Here is an 18,378-nt window from a genome sequence, read left to right as displayed (position 1 = left end):
GCAGGCGGCCGCGACGCTAGACCGCGGGCACCCCCGCCGCGAGCTCGGCGAACACGTCGGCGGCGTCGTCGTGCCGCGACAGCCCCGCAGCCTGGCCCATCCACAGCGAGAGCAGCTCGGGGTCGCCCAGCTCGGCGGCCCGCCGGCGGAAGACTCCGGTGAGGATGCTCTGCAGCGGGAAGGAGGCCGCCGTCCCGCTCTCCTCGATCGTGCGGACGGCGCGGTTCGGCAGGCCGCGAGCGGGCCGGCCGCTCATCGAGCGGGTGAGCACGGTCTCGTGGGCGAGCGCGCTGCGGATCCGCTCGCGGTGCACCGGCGGCGCGACCGACTGACGGGTCGCGAGGAACGCGGATCCGACCTGGACGCCGGCGGCGCCGAGCGCGAACGCCGCCGCGACGCCGCGCCGGTCGGCGATGCCGCCCGCGGCGATGACCGGCAGCGAGACCGCGTCCACAACCTGCGGGATGAGCGCCATGCTGCCGACCAGACCGGCCTCGGGAGCAGCCAGGAACGACGGCCGGTGCCCGGCGCCCTCCGAGCCGGACGCGACGATCGCATCCACCCCGCCCGCTTCGAGCGCCTGGGCCTCCGGGACGGTGGTCGCGGCGCCGACGACCCGGATGCCCTCCCGGTGCGCACGGTCGACGGTCTCGGGCGTCGGCACCCCGAAGATCACGCTGAGCACGGCCGGCCGCGCGGCGAGCACCGCCTCCAGCTGCTCCTCGAACGGCGGGAGACCCGTCACGGGCCACGTCGGGGGCTCGACGCCCGCCTCCTCGAACAGACCGCTCAGGCCCGCGACGGCACGGTCGAACTCGGCACGGCCGAACTCGGCACGGCCGAACTGGTCGGCCGGCTCCCGCTCGCCGGGCGCCCGGAACGGCAGCCACAGGTTGAGGGCGAAGGGACGGTCGGTCCGCTGCCGGACCTCCTCCGCCACGGCGGCGATCCGGTCGGCGCCCAGACCGTACAGGCCGAACGATCCGAGGCCGCCCGCGCGGCTCACCGTCGCGGTCAGCTCGACCGAGGACAGTCCGCCGAAGGGCCCGAGCACGATCGGGGTCTCGATGCCGAGCAGTTCACGAAGCTGCGTGTTCACGGTGCAAATATACGAGCCGGAGCCGGGAGCATGCGGATGTGCGATAATTGTTCGTGTACTAACTAATTAGGACGAACGGGGACACGATGGCCGGCCGCTTCTGGCGCTTCTACGAGAAGGCCAACGATGTCGTGCGCACGTTCACCGGTCCAGCCCAGCTCGGTGCCGGGCACCCGGAGGAGCCGGATGTCCGGCGCGCCGACGCGGCCTGCCCCCTCTGCGGCAAGCCGCTGGACCAGCACCGCATCGAGCGGTTCCAGGACTCGCGCACGTCGACGCGTATCCACTGCCCGTAACGGGGACGACCCGCATGGTCGGCACTCAGACGGCCGCCTGCGTGACCTCCTGGTTGCGGAAGTGGCCGAACAGCATCCCGACGATCCCGACCAGCGCCCAGCCGGTGAGCACCAGCCACGGGAAGGCGGCGCTCGCCTCCGGGAAGTAGGACAGGTCGCGCAACAACGTCACCGAGGCTCCGGGGACGAACCACTGGCCGACGGCGCCCCACGGGCCGACGATGAACTGCAGCGGCTGGGCCGCCGCGGACAGCGGGTTGCCGACCAGCACGGTCAGCACCGCGCCGACGGCGATGCCCACCCGGCCGAGCAGCGCGTTCATGCCGACGATGAAGGCGGCGGTCGCCAGCATCGACAGGCCCACCGCCAGCGCATTGAGCCAGAAGCCGCCCTGCAGGATGCCGAACCAGCCCTGCAGGATCGCCGTCACGCCGAGTCCGCCCACCGCGGCGTAGAGCACGACCGCCGTGAGCCGGCGCCAGCTTCCGACGACCAGGATCGAGATCAGGATGCCGCCCAGCATCCCGCCGAGCACCAGCGGGAACGCGGCCGCGGTGAGGCCGAGGCCACGAGCGTCCGTCGACGCGAGCGGGACGACGTCGGTGACGGGGACCGTCACCGTGGGTGCGCGCGTGCCGGCCGGCGCCCGGCCGGCGGCGACCGCGGCCGCGGCGGCCGCATCCGCCTGCTGCTGGGCCGACGCCTGAAGCTTGCCGGCGAGCTGCGTGAGGATCTGCGTCACCGCAGCGCCGTTCGCGGACGCCGTGAGCACCTCCGGCTTCGGTCCGATGACGATCGCGCCGTAGACGTCGCGCGTCTTGATGAGCTCGACGGCGTCGCTGCGGTTCGAGACGGTGGTCACGGCGAACGCGCCCTCCGCAGCGGCATCGAGCTGCTTCTCGACCTGAGCCACGGCGGCCGGCTGACCGGCGACGGCGATCGGCAGATCCTTGACCGTCGACGTGACGGTCGGCCAGAGGAAGGCGAGAAGCACGACGACGACGATCGCGGCGGCGCCGACGGCGAGCAGCACCGCGCGCAGCCACGGTGTGTGCGGAGCAGGCGCGCCCTGTGAAGCGGCAATGGGCCGGTCCGATTCGGACACGGCGGGGGCGGTGGTGAGCACGGCGACCTCCAAAAAAACGAATACTCGTTCTTTATAGTGGAACCCGCACGCAGTATTGTCAAGAACGATCATTCTTTTTGTCGCTCCGGGAGGGAGCCCACCGCCGATGCCGAAGGTCACCGATGAGCACCGCGCCGCGCGGCGCCACCAGATCGTCACCGCCGCGCTCCGCTGCTTCGCCCGCTCCGGCTTCCAGCAGACCTCGATGGCCGACATCATCGCCGAGTCCGGGCTCTCGGCCGGCGCCATCTACGGGCACTACAAGAGCAAGGAGGAGCTCGTCGAGCTGGCCGTCTCCGAGATCCTCGACGCGCGCTTCCTCGATCTCGCGCAGGCCCGGCGGCGCGATCCGCTGGTCTCCCCCGCGGAACTCGTGCGCATCCTCGTCGAAGGCCTGACGGCCCAGATCGGCGACCTCCAGCTCCTCCTGCAGGTCTGGGGCCAGGTCCCCATCAACGCCAAGCTGCGGGCCCTCGCCGGCACGATCGGCGGCCGCATCCGCGGCATGTTCGCCGGCTACCTCGGCGAGTACTACACGCGGGTCCTGGGGCTGCCGCCCGAGGAGGCGCAGCCCGCCTCGGAGGCCGACGCCCCGCTCTACGTCGGGCTGGTGCAGGGGTACGTGGTCCAGAGCGTGCTCTTCGAGGACTTCGATCGGCGCGGTTATCTGGAAGCCGTGGCGCGCGTGGCGGACACGGTGCGGGTCGCGGACCCGATCCCGCCCGCTCCCTAGCCAGGCGAGAGAACGCGCCCCTACACTGACGCCATCGTCCGGGCACCCGGCACCGGCGGGCGTTCAGCGGCGACCTGTCAGCGAGCATCCTCCGCTGACGCCACGCGCGAAAGGGCGACGATGACAGACGAACGATCCACTGGTACGACGGTGGTCCTGGTGCACGGCGCATTCGCCGACGCCGGCAGCTGGGCCGCGGTGACGCAGCTCCTCCAGGCGGAGGGCGTGCACGTGCTCGCCCCGGCCGTCCCCCTGCGGGGGCTCCTCTCCGACGCCGCATATCTGCGGCACATGCTCACGCAGCTGGACGGACCGTTCCTGCTGGTGGGCCACTCCTACGGCGGCGCGGTCATCACGAACGCGGCGACTGGGGTGGACGACGTGAAAGGTCTCGTGTTCGTCTCCGGCTTCGCCCCGGAGGAGGGGCAGACGCTCGGCGAGGTGGAAGGCACGTCGCGCGACAGCGCGCTGGCCCCCGCGCTGGTCCAGCGCACCTATCCGACCGGCGACGGCGACGCCACGGCGGTGGAGCTGTACGTCAACGAGGCCGACTTCCCGCAGGTCTTCGCGGGCGACCTGACGCCGGAGCAGGGCGCGGTGCTCGGCTCCGCGCAGCGTCCCGTCGCCGCCGCCGCCTTCGACGAGAAGAACGGGGCGCCCGCCTGGAAGAGCCTCCCGTCGTGGGCCGTCGTCGCGACCGGGGACAAGGCCGCCGGGTCGGATGTGCTGCTCGGCATGGCGAAACAGGCCGGCGCGCAGCTCACCACGCTCGAGGGCTCGCACCTGATCATGATCTCCCAGCCGCGCGCCGTGGCCGACGTGATCCTCGCGGCCATCCGGTCGGTGAGCCGATGAGCGGCGACCCGCACGACGCGCTCAGCGGGCGCCTCGAACGCACCGAGGTGCAGCGACGGACATCGTCGATCCCCGGGCGCATCATCGTGCAGGTGCTCACAGAGATCCCGGACGGCGTCGAGTCCGGCTGGCACACGCATCCCGGCGAGGAGGTCGGCTACATCGTCGCCGGATCCGTCGAGATGCGGATCAGCGGCGGGGACACCCTGCACCTCGACGCGGGCTCCGGGTTCCTCATCCCGCCCGGGACGCCGCACAACGCGAAGGATGTGGGACCAGGCACCGGCCGGATGCTCTCCACGTACCTCGTCGATCCGGACGCGCCGCTCGCGAGCTTCGTCGACCCTCCGGGCTAGGTCACCCGGTTCGGCGGAATCGCGGTCTCCGACCTCGACGACTCGCGCGTGCAGGCGGTCACGGCGCACGGAGTTCAGGGCGACCGTGTAAATTGATCCGGTTGGGGTCGGCTCCGGTCGTGCTCCGCACGAACCGGTGAACCGTTGGGGATCAATGTCGTATTTGCAAGAGGTCGTCTCGTCGCGCGAGCTCCTCTACAATCTCACGCTGCGCGAGGTGCGCGGCCAGTACAAGCGCACGATCATCGGGCAGCTCTGGTCGCTGGTCAACCCGCTGGCGACGATGCTCGTCTACACGATCGTGTTCGCGTTCATCCTGCGCGTCACTCCGGCACCGGGCGACCCCTCGGGGCTCGACGTCTTCCCCGTGTGGTTGCTGTGCGGACTGCTGCCGTGGACGTTCTTCGCGGCCGTCGTGCAGGGCGGCATGGGGACGCTGATCGCCAACGCGGGCCTCATCCAGAAGGTCTACTTCACCCGGATCGTGCTCCCGCTGTCGATGGTCGGCTCCGTTGGCTTCAACTGGCTGTTCGAGATGGGCGTGCTGGTCGTCGTGCTGATGCTCTGCGGCGCGTGGGTGCTCCCGTGGCTGCCGTTCGTGCTCTTCATCATGGTGGTGCTCGCGGTGTTCGCCACCGGGCTGGCCCTGATGCTCTCCGTCGCCAACGTCTACTTCCGCGACACCCAGTACTTCATGGGCATCATCCTGCAGCTCTGGCTGTACCTGACCCCGATCATCTACCCGATCTCGCTGATCGTCGCCCAGTCGAAGGAGATCGGCGGCCTGCTCGGCACGGACATCACGGTGCTCGACCTGTACCGGCTCAACCCGCTGGAGCGGTTCGTCGAGGTGTTCCGCAACCTCCTGTACGACAACCGCTGGCCCCGGGCCGACGACGTCTGGTACTGCGTGATCTCCGCCGCGATCGCCTTCGCCATCGGGCTCTGGGTGTTCCGCCGCAACGAGAAGGGACTGGCCGAGGCCGTATGAGCGACATCGCCGTCTCCGTCGAGCACGTGAGCAAGAAGTTCCGTCTGTACCACGAGCGGAATCAGTCCATCAAATCGGCCATCATGCGCGGCCGCATCTCGCTGCACGAGGACTTCCAGGCGCTGAAGGACGTGTCGTTCGAGGTTCCTGCGGGTTCCACGTTCGGCCTGATCGGGAGCAACGGATCGGGCAAGTCGACGCTGCTCAAATGCCTCGCCAAGATCTACTACCCCGAGCAGGGCCGGATCGCCATGAACGGCCGGATGGCCGCGCTGCTGGAGGTGGGGAGCGGGTTCCACCAGGAGCTCTCCGGCCGGGAGAACGTCTTCCTGAACGGCTCCATCCTCGGGATGTCGAAGAAGGAGATCACCCGGAAGTTCGACGAGATCGTCGAGTTCTCCGGTGTCTCCGAGTTCATCGACCAGCCCGTGAAGAACTACTCCACCGGCATGTACGTGCGACTGGGCTTCGCCATCGCGATCAACGTCGACCCGGACATCCTGGTGGTGGATGAGGTGCTGGCCGTCGGCGACGCCGAGTTCCAGGACAAGTGCCGCCAGAAGTTCGCCGAGTTCAAGGAGGCGGGCAAGACGGTCATCCTGGTCAGCCACTCGATGGACCAGGTGCGCGACATGTGCGACTCCGTCGCGTGGCTCAACCACGGCGAACTGCTCGCGGTGGGGGACGCGGAGTCCACCGTCGAGGCGTACCTCGGACCCCACTCGCTGGAGGGCTGACGCCCGAGTGGACGCCGGGCGGCCGCAGGGCCGGCCGCTCAGGCGACCGGCTCGGCTACCGGCTCGGCCGCCAGCGCAGCCTCCATCACCCGGAGGCGACCCCAGAGCTGGCTGTCGACGCCGTAGTGACGGCGTGCCACCGAGAGGCCTGCCTGCGCGAGCCGTGCGATGCCGCCCGGCGCCTCCATCAGCTCCAGGATGCGGTGCACGATGTTGTCGGCGTCCGGCTGGACGATGAGGATGTTCCGCCCGTCCATGAACATCCGGTTCTGGTCGAGTGCGTCGGTCGCGACGATCCCGGCCCCGCACAGTGCGGCCTCCACCACCGAGCCGAGCGGGAAGCCGTCGAAGGCGTGCGACGACAGGACGCCGGGGCGATTCGGCGAGACGATCAGGTCCATGGTGCTGTACGCGGTGCGCAGCTCCTTGGTCTCGAGGAGGCCGTGGAAGGTGAGGACGCCCTGCAGGTCGGACACGTCGAGGTCGCTCTCCGTGAAACCGCCGATCACGTGGACGTCCAGCGGGACTCCGGCGTTCCGAAGACCGCGGACCGTGTCGAGGAACACGTCGTAGCCCTTGTCCCGACCGCCCTCGGTGTACTTGTGCGCGGCGAACGCCAGCCGCAGGGCCGGCGTCCCGTTCGCCGAACCGGGCGCGTAGTAGTCGGTGCGGAAGCCCGCCCCGGGGCCGAGGTAGAGCGGGCTGACGACGACGCCCAGGATCTCCGTGAGCGGCACCTCCGGAGCCCGTTCTCGCACGTGCTCGGTCACCAGCGACTGCGTCGTGATGACGTGCCGCAGCAGCGGGGAGGCGAGCACCCGCTCCAGCTTGCGCTCCGCGTCCGGGTCGCCGAGGTACAGCCCGCCGCCCGGGTAGAGCGTGACGACGAAGGGTGTCCCCGTCTCCTCCAGGTCGTCGAGGTAGTAGGCGGCGTTGTTGAGGAAGGTCATCCAGGCTAGCGAGGCGCCCGCGAGTTCGCCCTTCGAGTAGTGGCCGATCCGGTCCACGAACTCCGGGTACCGCGCCGCGTAGGGCGGAAGCTGGTGCAGCAGCGGCTGGGTCGTCAGCACGCGGGACACGGCGTGCCGCCGCAGCAGCCAATTGAACTCCGCGACGCGGAAGCCGGTGGCCAGATCGGGGAAGATGTCGTCGAGGACGACGACCCCCTTCGGCGACGTCACCGGCCCACCACCTGCCGGAACTGCCGCACCGCGCGCTGGGGCCACGAGCGGACCGGGACCTCGCGCATCCGCGCCCAGACGTGGCGCGCCAGCTCCCCGCTCGGGGTGGTCATGACCGCTCCGCGCCACGTCTCGCCCTGTTCCAGCTGCGAGAGCCACTGCCGGGTCGCGTCGGACATCTCATGGATCTCGGTGCCCGCCAGCGCGTGGAGGCTCAGCTCGGTGAACCCGTAGCGGGAGCGCATCAGCAGCTCCGTGTTCTCGTCGCCCAGGAGCATCCGCAGGCAGCGCAGTCCGTGCACCCGGTTCGGCTCGGACATGGCGCAGGGCAGGTTGCACCAGAGCAGCGCGATCTCGCAGGCCCGCTCGTCGGGGAAGGTGAAGTGCGGGTTCACCATCACGTCGCCGAACGCCTCGATCAGGAGCTGGTCGCTGCAGCCGTCGAAGAAGCGCTCGTCCACCGCGATGTGCTCGTTGAAGCCGCGGATGACGTTCGCCCGGCTGTTCGCGCTCGCGTTCTGCTCCGCCTCGAGCAGGCGGAAGCGCACGAGGTCCTCGTCGCCGAGCACATGGATGGGCCAGTGCTTGACCAGGGCGATCCAGCGGTCGAAGTCCGGCAGCTGGCGCATCCGGTTGTCGTAGAGCCCGTGCTCGATGTAGAACTGCCGGCGGATCAGCACGCTGGGGTGGCAGAGCGCGTTCCCGTTCTCGAAGAAATAGCGCAGCCACTGCGCCTGCGACCGGTTGCGCTGCCGGAAGACGTTGTGCCAGTGCGGGATGCGCTCCGGCGCCAGGAGCTCGCCGTCCTCGCCGACGAAGCGGGCGCTCGTGAACACCGCGCCGACGTCGGGGTTGGCCTCGAAGGCGTCCAGCTGGCGCTGCAGCTTGTGCAGCTCCCACGCGTCGTCGGAGTTGATCACCGCGACGAATTCGGCGCGCGCCTGCTGGATCGCGAAGTTCAGCGCCGACGCGGCGCCCTGGTTGGTGTCGAAGCGGTAGACGCGCATCCGCGGGTCCGCGAAGCGAGCGACGACCTCCATCGAGCGGTCCTTGGACGCGTCGTCGACGACGATCAGCTCCAGGTCGGTGACCGTCTGGTCCAGCACGCTCGAGATCGCTTCCTCGATCCACCGCTCGTGGTTGTAGGAGGTCATCACCACGGAGACGCGCGGCGCCGGGCCGATCATGCGCGGGATGGGCAGGGCGACCTCGGAGGGCAGCGGGCCGGCCGGACCGTCGAGCACGTCCGCGAGCTGCACGGCCCGCGCCTCCAGGTCGTGCAGCAGCCGGGTGAGCTCGACCTGCACCTCGGGCGTCGACAGCTCGATGTAGCGCGGGAGCAGGCGGCGGATGCGCTCGTCGCGCTCCCGGCGCGAGGTCTTCGACCACTCCCCGCCCGAATGCTGGCGGTAGAGGGTGAGCACCTGGGGGATGAACCCGGCGTCGCCGAACGCGAGCAGCGAGAGGTTCACCATCCAGTCGTACGAGGTGATCTCGAACACCTCCGGTGAGAGCCGCTCGAGGGCGTCGGCCCGGTACATGCACGCCGAGAAGGTCGCGAACCAGTTGACCTCCGCGAGCCGGCGCGCGTTCACCGAGGTGGACATCCGCGAGAACCCGATGGCGGGGGCGATGCTGGCTGCGCCCGTCGACTCGTCGTGCAGCAGCACGCGGCAGGCGACCATCGAGTGCTCCGGGTGGTCGAGCAGGTGGTCGATCTGGAGGCGCAGCTTGTCGACCGAGATCCACTCGTCGTCGCCCTCCAGCACCGCGATGAACTCACCACGCGCCGACGAGAAGCCGCGCGCATAGTTCAACGTGATGCCGAGACGGGGCGCCTCCTCCAGCACCGTGATGTCGAGGTCGCTGCTCTCCGCCCAGGCGAGCAGCCGCTCCCGGGTGCCGTCGCTCGAGTCGTCGTCGGCGACGACGACCTCGAACGGGTACGCGCAGTCCTGCGACTCGATGGAGGCGATGGCCCGGTCGATGAACTGCAGGTGATTATGGGTGACCAGGAGAACGGTCGCCACGGGAGCCGTCACAGCACTCCGCCTTTCTGGTGCCAGCGGACGATGTCCGCGATCCGATCCGCGTCCTCCAGGCTCAGCCCGCCGTAGAGCGGCAGGGCGATGACCTCCTGGGCCGCCTTCCGTGCGACCGGCAGGTGCTTCGCGCTCGGGAGCTCGTTGTACGGCTCGAAGTCGCTGCACAGCGGCGAGAAGTACTTGCGGCTGATCACGTTGAGGGAACGGAGCGTGGTGTGCAAGTCGTCGCGCGTGCTGCCGAACTCCTCGGCATCGACGCGGAGAACGAAGTACTGCACGATGCCGTCGCCTCCGGAGACGACGCGGATGCCGGGAATGCCGGCGAGCGCCTCCAGGTACCGGTTCGCGACGGCCTGCCGCTGGTCGATCTCCGCGTCGATGAGGTCGAGCATGGAGAGGCCCATCGCGGCGTGGACCTCGGACATCTTGCCGTTGAGGCCGAGGCCCTTGACGTCGTTCTCGTTGACGATGCCGAAGTTGCGGATGAGCCGGAGCCGCCGGTCCACGTCCTGGTCCGCCGTGATCAGGGCGCCGCCCTCCACCGAGTGGAACAGCTTGGTGGCGTGGAAGCTGAGCATCGTGATGTCGCCGAGGCGGTGCGGCTCGCCGCCGATCACGGGCGCGGAGCGGCCGAAGATGTGCGCGCCGTCGTAGATGACCCGGAGGTCGTTCCGGCGGGCGATCGCGTCGATCGCCGCGGTGTCGCAGAACCGCCCGTAGACGTGGGTGCCCATCACGGCGCCCACCTCGGAGTCGATCGCTTCCTCGAGCTTCGCCGGGTCGAGCGTGAGCGTGTCGTCGATGTCCACGAAGACCGGCTCCAGGCCGAGCAGCGAGATCGCGTGCACCGTCGCGGGGAAGGTGAACGGCGTCACCGCGATCGAGCGACGCTCGAGCTGCAGGGAGCTGACGGCCGCGATCAGCGCGCTCATCCCGTTGTTCCAGAGGGAGACCCGGCCGGATCCGGTGCGCTCCCCCACCGCGAGCTCGAGCATCTCGTGCATCGGGCCCATGTTGGTGAGGATGTTCGAGGCCCAGATGGTCTCGAGTCTGCGGATGTAGTCGGTCAGCGGGGGAGGGCGGGCCGGCTCACGTAGACCGGCCGCTCGAACGGCAGGGGGGTGTTCACGGCTTCCGGCCCTCCTCGAAGGCGCGGTGGCCCGCGAGGACTCCCTCGCGGTCGCGGTCGCGCAGCCTTCTGTTCCCGAGGTAGACGCCCCACGGCTCCAGGTCGCGCGTCACGACGGTGTTTGCGCCGACGGTGGCGCCCTCCCCGATGGTGACGCCGGGGAGGACGACGGCGTTCGCCCCGATGACGCAGAAGCGCCCGACGGTGACGGGTGCGCGCGTGGTGTTGCGGTACGCCTCGTCGAGCGTCGAGTTGCCGAAGCCGGGGCCGGTGAAGTCGTCGGTGCCGGTCAGGATGCGCGCGCCCTGGGACAGCGCGACGAAGTCGCCGAGCCGGACCTCCTGCCCTCCCGTGATGGACGAGAAGCACGCCAGGTGCACGTAGTCGCCGAGCGTGATCGGTTCCCGGGCCACGACGAGCACGAAGTCGTCGATCAGCACCGGGTCGCCGAAGTGGATGTTCTCACGCCCAATGATGCGGGCGCTTTCGTAGATGGTCTGCACATTCCCCCCGGGCTCAGTCGTCGGCACTCGTGGTATCGGTGAACCCGTGGTAGACGGTCCAGGTTTCCGGCACGAATGCAGGGTATATAGAAACGCGAGCTATCTGAAATCGACCGGTTTCCCAGACGACGGAGCAGGGGCGTGAATGAGGGTCACCGATCTCGGTCACGCCGTCAGTTCGCGCACGAAGGTGAGCAGCTGGAAGGTACGGCCGTCGGGGAGCACGATGGTGCCCTCCCGCTCGGAACGGCGGCTGAAGCCCAGCTTGCGGTAGAGGGCATGGGCGCCCACCATGTCCGGTCCGCTGTTCATGACGACCGCATTCTGGCCGCGAGCGGCCGCCTGCTCCATCGCGAACTCGGTGAGCGCGATCCCGATCCCGCGGCCGCGCGCGTCCGGGTGGGTGGCGAGCAGACGGAAGTACAGCTCGTCCGCGCCGATCCGGCCTCCGTCGTCGAGTCCCTGCTTGAGCAGGGCGATCGTGCCGAGCAGCTCACCGGTGCGCACGTCCTCGGCGACGAAGAACTCGTACTCGCCGGCGAGCGTTTCGGGGTGCTTCAGCTCTTCGCGGTACTTCGAGGGCAGGTCGTCGTAGTCGTGCGTGTAGGCCGAGTGGGTGAGCTCGCCGATCGCGGGGTACTCGTCGGCGGATGCGGGGCGGATGACGAAGGTGGTGGTCACCTGTCCAGTATCGCCCGCGCGGCCGGCGAGCTGGTCCGGGGGGTCAGCGGTTGCAGGTGCCCGAACCGGAGTCCGAGTAGTTCAGCGCCGACGCACCGAGGCCCGGGCCCTGCAGGGCCGGTGCGTACGAGAACGAGTAGCCGTGCTGCCCGAGCGTCAGCTTCATCGTCCCGAACCCCTGGTCGTAGCCGGTGACCACGTTCGGGTTGGCGAAGGTGCCGTCCGCGTTCTTCGCCAGCGTGTCGAGCGCCTCGCCGCCCGTCCCGACGATGAACTCCGGGATGCCGTGCTTGGTGTCGACCTGGCCGGCCGGGTCCATCGGCTGGAAGCGGGCGTATGCGTGCTCGTGGCCGTTCAGGATGAGGGTCGCGTGGTTCGCGTAGAGCAGCTTCCACCAGGCGTCCGCCACCTGGCCCTCCTGTCCGCCGGCGCCGGGCGCCGAGGCCGGGACGGTCGCGGTGGAGGCGGTGGTCGCCGAGAACGTGGGCTGGTGCCAGTAGGCGATCGTGCACTGCTTCTGGTTGTGCGCGAGGTCGTCCGCGAGCCAGCGGGTCTCCTGGGCGAGCAGGCCCTGATCGGTCGTCGAGCAGTCGTTGCCGAAGGCCGGCGAGTTGCACTCGACGTTGAGCGAGACGATGTGCCAGTTGCCGAGGTCGTACGAGTACCAGCCCTGGTTCGTGCTGGTGTCGTCGCCCGCCTGGCCCGCCGTGTTCGGCGCGCCGGACTGGTCGTGCCCGTTGAAGTAGGCGAAGTAGCCGTTTCCGTTCTGGCCGGCCTCGTTGTCGCCCTTCTTCGTGTACGAGTAGTACTCGTGGTTTCCGGGCGCCGGGCGCTCCAGGAACTTGAGCCCGCCCCACGCCTGCTCGAACGACCCCTCGAAGTCGCTCAGCTTGCCGACCTGGTACTGCTCGTCCCCGAGCAGCGCCACCGCATCCGGCTTCATCGCGTCGGTCTGCTTCGCGGTCGCGAACTCGGCGTCGTAGCCGCCGAGGCTCGGGCTGCCGCACTTGAGGGCTGCCGGGTTGGCATCGTTGTCGTCGTCGTCCGGCTCGCACGCGATGTCGCCGACCGCCGCGAGGGTGTAGGTCTTCGCATCCGCTCCTGTGCTCTGGGCGGCGTACGGCCAGTCCCCCTGGATCACAGGGACGGCGACGGCCGCCGCAGTGCCGAACAGGGTCGCGGCGATGACCCCGGCCGCAATGAGCGACGTCTTGCGGGTGCCGGTACGGGTGCGCGTGCGCATGGGAGCCTCCTGGAGTGGCGGTCGTCGACGGCCGCGTGCCACAGCAGGTTTCCGGTGCCCGGCGACGCCCGGATGAACCGCAGGCGTCATCCGGGTGAATGACGCCTGCGGAGGCTCTCAGGATGCGCGCCGGATCACGCTGTGCCGGCGAGCGCCTTCGTCTTCAGGGTGTCGAACTCCGTCGCGGTGATGGCGCCGCTGTCGAGCAGCCGTTTCGCCGACTCGATCTCGGAGGCCGGCGAGCTGCTGCCCGCCACGTTCCGGATGTAGTTCGCCGACTCGACCTGCGCCTCCATCGCCCCGGCCGCGCTGCGCTGGGCCATGCGCCCGCCGCGTGCGATCAGGTAGACGAAGGCGCCCAGGAACGGCACGATCACGATGAACAGCACCCACAGTGCCTTCGCCCAGCCGTTCAGCTCAGGGTCCCGGAAGATGTCGATGATCACCCGGATGAAGATCGAGATGCACACGACAACCAGGTAGAACCAGAAGGACCAGACGAGGAAATCCCAGAAACTCATGACGGCTCCGATCGCTCCACGGAACGGTTGTTCGCCCCGCGTGGCCTGACGGTACGACGGCCGGGTCGAGCGCGGCTAGGCAGCGATCAACGCCGAGCTCAGCCCACCTCACGCATCGATGCGGTCCGGACGGCGGTGCGGCTCGGCCTCCTCAGGGGACGACGGCTTGCGCGCCTCGATCAGGTGGCGTGACGAGTAGGTGACGAACTTCCCGTCCCGCCGGATCAGCGCATCCAGGTCGCGCAACCGGTCCCGATAGGCGTCGACCGTGAAGCCCGGCACCCACCAGATCACCTTGCGCAGGAGGTAGACCACGGCGGCGATGTCGTAGATCTCGATCCGGGTCCTGGCCGTGCGGAGGTCGACCACATCGAGGCCCGCCCGCCGGGCGGCTGCGGCCTCGTCGTCGTGGTGGCGCCCACGACGCGCCTCCGGCAACGGACCGAGGAAGAACTCGATCAGCTCGAACGCGCTGGACGGTCCGACGTGCTGCGCGAAGTACGTTCCGCCCGGCGACAGCACACGGGCGAGCTCGTCCCACCAGATCGTCGCAGGATGGCGGCTGGTGACGAGGTCGAACGCCCCGTCCGCGAACGGAAGCGGAGGCTCGTCCGGGTCGCGCACCACGACGACGCCGCGCGGGTGGAGCAGCCGGGTCGCCTTCACGACGTTGGGCGGCCACGACTCGGTCACCACAGCGGTGGGCGGGAAGACCTCCGCGCGGGCCACCACCTCCCCGCCTCCGGTCTGGACGTCGAGCCAGGAGTGAGCGTGGCGGAGGCGTGCGGTCAGCTGCCGCGCGTATCCCCACGGCGGGCGCTCCTCGGTGGCGCGACCGTCGAGCCACGAGAAGTCCCAGCCTGTGACGTCGGCCCGCTCGCCGATGGCGATGAGCTCCTCGAATGCGGCGTCTTCCATACCTGCATCCTGCCAGGGACGGCACCGGCGGCGTCAGGCGCCCGCCACGTCCTCCCGCCCGGACCGCAGCGACGCGACCATCCGGCGCAGGATCGTGGTCGCGACCGCCTGCTCCTCGTCGCTCAGTCCGCTGAGCATCCGCATCTCCACGTCCCGTACGGCGGCCGTCGCCACCGCGAGGGCGCGCCGGCCGCGCGGGCTGAGCCGCGTCGGGAGCGCCTTGCCGACCGGCGCCTCGGTCGCCCGCACCACGGAGCCGTCGCGCTCCAGCGCCCGTAGCAGCACGTTCATCGACTGCCGGGTCACGAACGCGCCGCGCGCCAGTTCCGAGTTGGACAGCCCGGGACGCTGGGCCAGCAGCTCGAGGCACGAGTAGTGGGTGATCGCGGTGCGACCCGCCCGCCGGATTCAGCAACTGGTGAGCACGTCGACCGCGGGCGCGAGCACCCCGGTCCCGCCGACCACCGTCACCTGCGGCGATTTCCGGTCGACGATGTCGCCCAGCGTTCGGGGCGGGACGCATCCCGGCAGAGCGACGAACAACGGAGACCGGGTGGAGGCTGCCCATGCGGAAGCCGCCAGCGCGTCGGGGAAGTTCAAACCGGTAGCGATCATCGCGTTCGGAATGGTCGACGTGCTCGGGTATGCGAACTCGTCGATAGCGGCTGCCGTCTCGAAGCGGTCCGCGCCGGACAGCCGGGTGGTCAGGGTGATGCTGCTGAGTTGTTGTGCGAGCGATTGAGAGACGACATTCGGCCCTCCGGCGACGAGGATCCGAGCGGGTCTCAGCGTGCCCATGAGCGCGGCGGTCGGGTTGTCCAGGGTGGTGGCCGAGCCGTTGACCAGCAGGAGGGGAAAGCCCTGGGAGCCGGCGGCCGCCCCGGCGGCGAGCGCGTCGGGGAAGTTGGAGGCAGTCGCGATGTAGACATCTGCAGCGCCCGCGGGGAAGAAGTCTTTGACGATCGTGCGAGAGGTGTCGTACCGGTCGACGCCGAAGACTCGTGTGGTCGGAGCGATCCGGCCGAGCTGGCCGACCACGTCGTCAGAGACGGCGTTCGGGCCGCCCACGACCACGATCTTCGCCGGCGAGAGGCTCGTGATCTCGTCCGCCACCTCCTGAGGGAGGAAACCTGGCGCGGTCAGCAGCAGCGGGCCGCCGGATACGGCGGCGGCCGGCCCGGCGGACAACGCATCCGGATAGTTGGTGCCAGACGCCACGAAGACGATCGGAGCGGTCGAGGGATAGTTGGCCTGCGCGATCGCCACCGACGTCGCGAAGCGGTCGTACGACGAGACGCGCGTCGTCGTGGTCGGCTGGATTTCGTCGAGGGTGAGGGCCATCGGCTCGAGTGTCCACGCATGGCCGGAGCCGTCGAATGCGAGACCCTCGGCGTACACCCCCGTCAACGCCCGGTTCTGGACGACCCCGTCAGGCGAAAGCGTCGCCGTGTAGCGGTTGCGCCACTCGTCGGGCGCGGACAGACCACCGTCGTACTCCGTCTGGTACCAGATCGTCCCGTCCGGACCCGCGGTCAAGGAGATGCGGTCGTCGTACTCTTCCTCGAGGTACGACGTGACGGTCCCGTCCGGCGTCACGCGGATGACGTCGTCGTGATAGCCGAGGCCCCGCGGCGGGTACTGCGTCTGGCTCGACAGCCACATGGTCTCGCCAGGGCCCTTCACCATGTTGCCGAGCGTCGTCGTCGGATCGGCCCCGATATCGAACTGCGACAGCTGCCCCGCTGGGGTGATCTTGCCGACGTACGGCGCCCCGTTGGGGCCGCTCGCAGTGAACCAGACGTCACCGCTCGCGGTGGCCGTCAGATCGGCCGGCGTCGTAAAGCCGGGGAGGGGATACTGCGTCAATACTCCGGAGGCGCTGATGTTTCCGATCTCGCCCCCGATGGAGAGCCAGATGGAGCCGCCGGCCCCCGCCAGCATGCTCGAACCTGCAACCTCGGACCGGGCGATCGTCACCGTCGCGGGGGTCGTGGACGACTGCGTCGGTGAGATCCATCCGATGTTCCTTCCGGCCCCGTACCAGAGGGTGCCATCGGCACCGAAGGTGTGTTCGCTCACGTCCCCTTGGGTGGCGAAGCGGGTGATCGTTCCGTCGGCGCCGATCCGGGCGATGCCGTTGGGATATACCAGTTGCCACACCGTCCCGTCCGGGCCGATGTCGAGAGCTCCGAGAGATCCGTCCGCGAAGTCCGAGAGGGTTCCGGCGGCGTTCAGTCGACTCACGAAGTTGACGGCGGAATCTAGCGCTTCGGATACGTACCAGACATCACCATTCGGAGCGACCGCGAAGTTGAGAGCCCTCCGCCCTGCCGTGGTGGGGAAGAAGGTCGTCGTCGCGTCGGGATGGACCTCGGTGAGGCCTTCGTCCTCAAGACTCCAGACGTCGCCGAGCGCGTCTGAGATGAGCGAGCCGGCTTGTGCGGGATGCGAGAGCGGCACCCTCCGCACGGCGGCAGTGGGCACGGTCGGCGAGGCTGGAGTCGCCTGCGCCGGATGCGCTGCGGTGAGTCCCGCAACGGAGGCGGTGCCGAGCACCGCGAGGACCGACACGAAGCGCTTGACAGCATGACCCGCCACGACGGGGCCTCCTCCGGGTGCGCACCTGCTACGCGGGCAACCCGGCGGGATCTCTGCGGGCGATTGAGTCTATGCGCCAGCGCATCTCGCTTCGTAGCGCCCCATTCGGGGTGCAGCGCCGGCCCAGATCCCGCCCGCCGGAGTCAGCGCGCCGCGTTCAGCACGCGGTAGTTCAGGTGCGTGGCGAGCGGCGTGATCGTCGCGCCGGTGCAGCTCGAGCGCGATCGCCGACGGGAGGGCGCCGAAGAGGCGGGTGCCGCCGCCGATGAGGAGCGGCATCACGTGGAGGTGCAGCTCGTCGACCAGCCTGAGCGGAAGCGCCTGCTGCATGACGGTCGCGCCGAACAGGTGCACATCCTTGTCGCCGGCCTCCTGCTGCGCCCGGGCGATCGTGGCGGGCACGCCGTCCGCGACGAACGTGAAGACGGGAGGGTACGGCCGCGTGGGCGGCTCATGCGTGACCACGAAGCACGGGATGTCGCCCAGCGGACCGCCGTCGCCCCATCCGCCGTCGCCCTCGTTCTTCTCGAACGACCGCCGGCCCATGACCACCGCCCCGGCTTTCTCGATGGCCGACTGCAGCACCGCTCGGTCGTCGTCGTCCGCCTCCGGACGCAGCCACGCGTGCAGATCCTCCGCGCCGTCGCCGAAAGGATTTGCCCGGCTGTCGTTCGGGCCCGTCACGTAGCCGTCGAGCGAGACGGACATGTCGCAGATCACGCGTCCCATGGAGCCCACCCGACCACACGCAGCCTGCAGGCGGCAAGGGGCGTCGCGTCAGCCGAAGGCGAGGTAGGCAGCGGGCTTCCCCGGCTCGTGGAGCTCGAACATCCTGCTCAGGCCCGCGTTCGTGAGAAGGTCCACCTGCTGTGAGAACAGCTCGCTCGCGACGAAGACGACCCGCTGCACCGACCACTCCTGTGCGAACCAGACTCGGAGCGCACCGAGCAGCCGCGCATCCATCCGGTTCTCCATCCGGTCGGGACGCGTCCAGAAGTAGGCGACCAGCTGCAGGTCATCCCACCGGGCGGCGCCGAGAGGCGTCACGGCGGACCTGGCCAGGAAGGTGGCCCCGGGCGGGAACAGGTACACGCAGCCCAGGCACTCGCGCTCGTCGGCATCCAGAACGGTGAAGGTGAAGGCGCGCCGGTCGGCATGACGCTGCCCGAGGTCGGCGAGATCCCGCCGATCGGCGTCCACCGTGAAGTCGTCCTCCGGCCACGCCGACTGCTCCCACAGCCGGAGGGACTCGCGGGACGCCATCACGGCGGCATGGTCCGACTCCGCGTCGTCCGGGCCGATCGGCCGGAGGACGAACTCGTCCGTCACGAGCCTCGATGGCACGGGACCACTCGCGTAGATCGCA

19 protein-coding genes and 1 pseudogene are annotated in these 18,378 nt (G+C 69.6%); 6 read left to right on the top strand and 14 right to left on the bottom strand.

Annotation, left to right across the window (positions count from 1 at the left end):
- Positions 1-16: 16 nt before the first annotated feature.
- Positions 17-1,099 carry an NAD(P)H-dependent flavin oxidoreductase gene (locus tag ACR9Y5_RS04460; protein ID WP_481296842.1) on the bottom strand — a complete coding sequence of 361 codons (1,083 nt, stop codon included), beginning with the start codon at positions 1,097-1,099 and terminating at the stop codon, positions 17-19.
- Between the two features lie 86 nt (positions 1,100-1,185).
- Between ACR9Y5_RS04460 and ACR9Y5_RS04455 the strand changes: the two genes are divergently transcribed.
- Positions 1,186-1,395: a hypothetical protein gene (locus ACR9Y5_RS04455; protein WP_481296841.1), complete on the top strand. Its 210-nt coding sequence runs from the start codon at positions 1,186-1,188 to the stop codon at positions 1,393-1,395.
- Positions 1,396-1,420: 25 nt separating this feature from the next.
- Here the strand turns inward: ACR9Y5_RS04455 and ACR9Y5_RS04450 are convergent, their stop codons facing one another.
- The gene (locus tag ACR9Y5_RS04450) at positions 1,421-2,521 is read right to left on the bottom strand and encodes an ABC transporter permease (RefSeq protein WP_481296840.1); all 1,101 of its coding nucleotides are present in this window, start codon (positions 2,519-2,521) and stop codon (positions 1,421-1,423) included.
- Positions 2,522-2,627: 106 nt separating this feature from the next.
- Between ACR9Y5_RS04450 and ACR9Y5_RS04445 the strand changes: the two genes are divergently transcribed.
- The 5 genes from ACR9Y5_RS04445 (at position 2,628) to ACR9Y5_RS04425 (ending at position 6,193) form a co-directional block, all read left to right on the top strand.
- Positions 2,628-3,254 (top strand): TetR/AcrR family transcriptional regulator, encoded by a 627-nt coding sequence (locus ACR9Y5_RS04445; RefSeq protein WP_481296839.1) that lies wholly within the window; start codon positions 2,628-2,630, stop codon positions 3,252-3,254.
- Positions 3,255-3,374: 120 nt separating this feature from the next.
- Positions 3,375-4,109, top strand: coding sequence for an alpha/beta fold hydrolase (locus ACR9Y5_RS04440; RefSeq protein ID WP_481296838.1), 735 nt, complete (start codon positions 3,375-3,377; stop codon positions 4,107-4,109).
- Positions 4,106-4,465, top strand: coding sequence for a cupin domain-containing protein (locus ACR9Y5_RS04435; RefSeq protein ID WP_481296837.1), 360 nt, complete (start codon positions 4,106-4,108; stop codon positions 4,463-4,465). The genes ACR9Y5_RS04440 and ACR9Y5_RS04435 overlap by 4 nt, the downstream gene beginning before the upstream one ends.
- A gap of 154 nt (positions 4,466-4,619) precedes the next feature.
- The gene (locus tag ACR9Y5_RS04430; RefSeq protein ID WP_481296836.1) at positions 4,620-5,456 is read left to right on the top strand and encodes an ABC transporter permease; all 837 of its coding nucleotides are present in this window, start codon (positions 4,620-4,622) and stop codon (positions 5,454-5,456) included.
- Positions 5,453-6,193 (top strand): ABC transporter ATP-binding protein, encoded by a 741-nt coding sequence (locus ACR9Y5_RS04425; protein ID WP_481296835.1) that lies wholly within the window; start codon positions 5,453-5,455, stop codon positions 6,191-6,193. Before ACR9Y5_RS04430 ends, ACR9Y5_RS04425 begins: the two co-directional genes overlap by 4 nt.
- Before the next feature lie 38 nt (positions 6,194-6,231).
- On the opposite strand, the gene ACR9Y5_RS04420 is transcribed toward ACR9Y5_RS04425, so the two are convergent.
- The 12 genes and pseudogenes from ACR9Y5_RS04420 to ACR9Y5_RS04365 form a co-directional block, all read right to left on the bottom strand.
- The gene (locus ACR9Y5_RS04420; protein ID WP_481296834.1) at positions 6,232-7,374 is read right to left on the bottom strand and encodes a glycosyltransferase; all 1,143 of its coding nucleotides are present in this window, start codon (positions 7,372-7,374) and stop codon (positions 6,232-6,234) included.
- Positions 7,371-9,416 (bottom strand): glycosyltransferase family 2 protein, encoded by a 2,046-nt coding sequence (locus ACR9Y5_RS04415; RefSeq protein WP_481296833.1) that lies wholly within the window; start codon positions 9,414-9,416, stop codon positions 7,371-7,373. Before ACR9Y5_RS04415 ends, ACR9Y5_RS04420 begins: the two co-directional genes overlap by 4 nt.
- Positions 9,413-10,477, bottom strand: coding sequence for a DegT/DnrJ/EryC1/StrS family aminotransferase (locus tag ACR9Y5_RS04410; protein ID WP_481299517.1), 1,065 nt, complete (start codon positions 10,475-10,477; stop codon positions 9,413-9,415). Before ACR9Y5_RS04410 ends, ACR9Y5_RS04415 begins: the two co-directional genes overlap by 4 nt.
- Before the next feature lie 67 nt (positions 10,478-10,544).
- Complete coding sequence (locus ACR9Y5_RS04405) at positions 10,545-11,078, bottom strand: acyltransferase (RefSeq protein ID WP_481296832.1); 534 nt, start codon at positions 11,076-11,078, stop codon at positions 10,545-10,547.
- Positions 11,079-11,216: 138 nt separating this feature from the next.
- Positions 11,217-11,732 carry a GNAT family N-acetyltransferase gene (locus ACR9Y5_RS04400; RefSeq protein WP_481296831.1) on the bottom strand — a complete coding sequence of 172 codons (516 nt, stop codon included), beginning with the start codon at positions 11,730-11,732 and terminating at the stop codon, positions 11,217-11,219.
- Positions 11,733-11,775: 43 nt separating this feature from the next.
- Positions 11,776-12,975 carry a metallophosphoesterase family protein gene (locus ACR9Y5_RS04395; RefSeq protein ID WP_481296830.1) on the bottom strand — a complete coding sequence of 400 codons (1,200 nt, stop codon included), beginning with the start codon at positions 12,973-12,975 and terminating at the stop codon, positions 11,776-11,778.
- 134 nt (positions 12,976-13,109) lie between these two features.
- A complete protein-coding gene (locus ACR9Y5_RS04390) occupies positions 13,110-13,496 on the bottom strand; it encodes an SHOCT domain-containing protein (protein WP_481296829.1) in 387 nt (128 codons plus the stop codon).
- Between the two features lie 108 nt (positions 13,497-13,604).
- A complete protein-coding gene (locus tag ACR9Y5_RS04385) occupies positions 13,605-14,414 on the bottom strand; it encodes a methyltransferase domain-containing protein (protein ID WP_481296828.1) in 810 nt (269 codons plus the stop codon).
- A 33-nt stretch (positions 14,415-14,447) separates the two neighbouring features.
- Positions 14,448-14,822: pseudogene (locus tag ACR9Y5_RS04380) on the bottom strand (MarR family winged helix-turn-helix transcriptional regulator); the annotation flags it as partial.
- A complete protein-coding gene (locus tag ACR9Y5_RS04375; RefSeq protein WP_481296827.1) occupies positions 14,823-17,012 on the bottom strand; it encodes a cell wall-binding repeat-containing protein in 2,190 nt (729 codons plus the stop codon).
- A gap of 69 nt (positions 17,013-17,081) precedes the next feature.
- Entirely contained in the window at positions 17,082-17,741 is a 660-nt protein-coding gene (locus ACR9Y5_RS04370) for a dihydrofolate reductase family protein (protein WP_481296826.1), read from the bottom strand.
- Between the two features lie 48 nt (positions 17,742-17,789).
- Positions 17,790-18,356 carry a GNAT family N-acetyltransferase gene (locus ACR9Y5_RS04365; RefSeq protein ID WP_481296825.1) on the bottom strand — a complete coding sequence of 189 codons (567 nt, stop codon included), beginning with the start codon at positions 18,354-18,356 and terminating at the stop codon, positions 17,790-17,792.
- Between the last annotated feature and the right edge of the window lie 22 nt (positions 18,357-18,378).

Source organism: Leifsonia sp. KNZ13-11D (genome assembly GCF_056754895.1).
The sequence above is the reverse complement of the archived record's forward strand: the minus strand, read 5'-3'. Positions and strand labels throughout refer to the sequence as shown.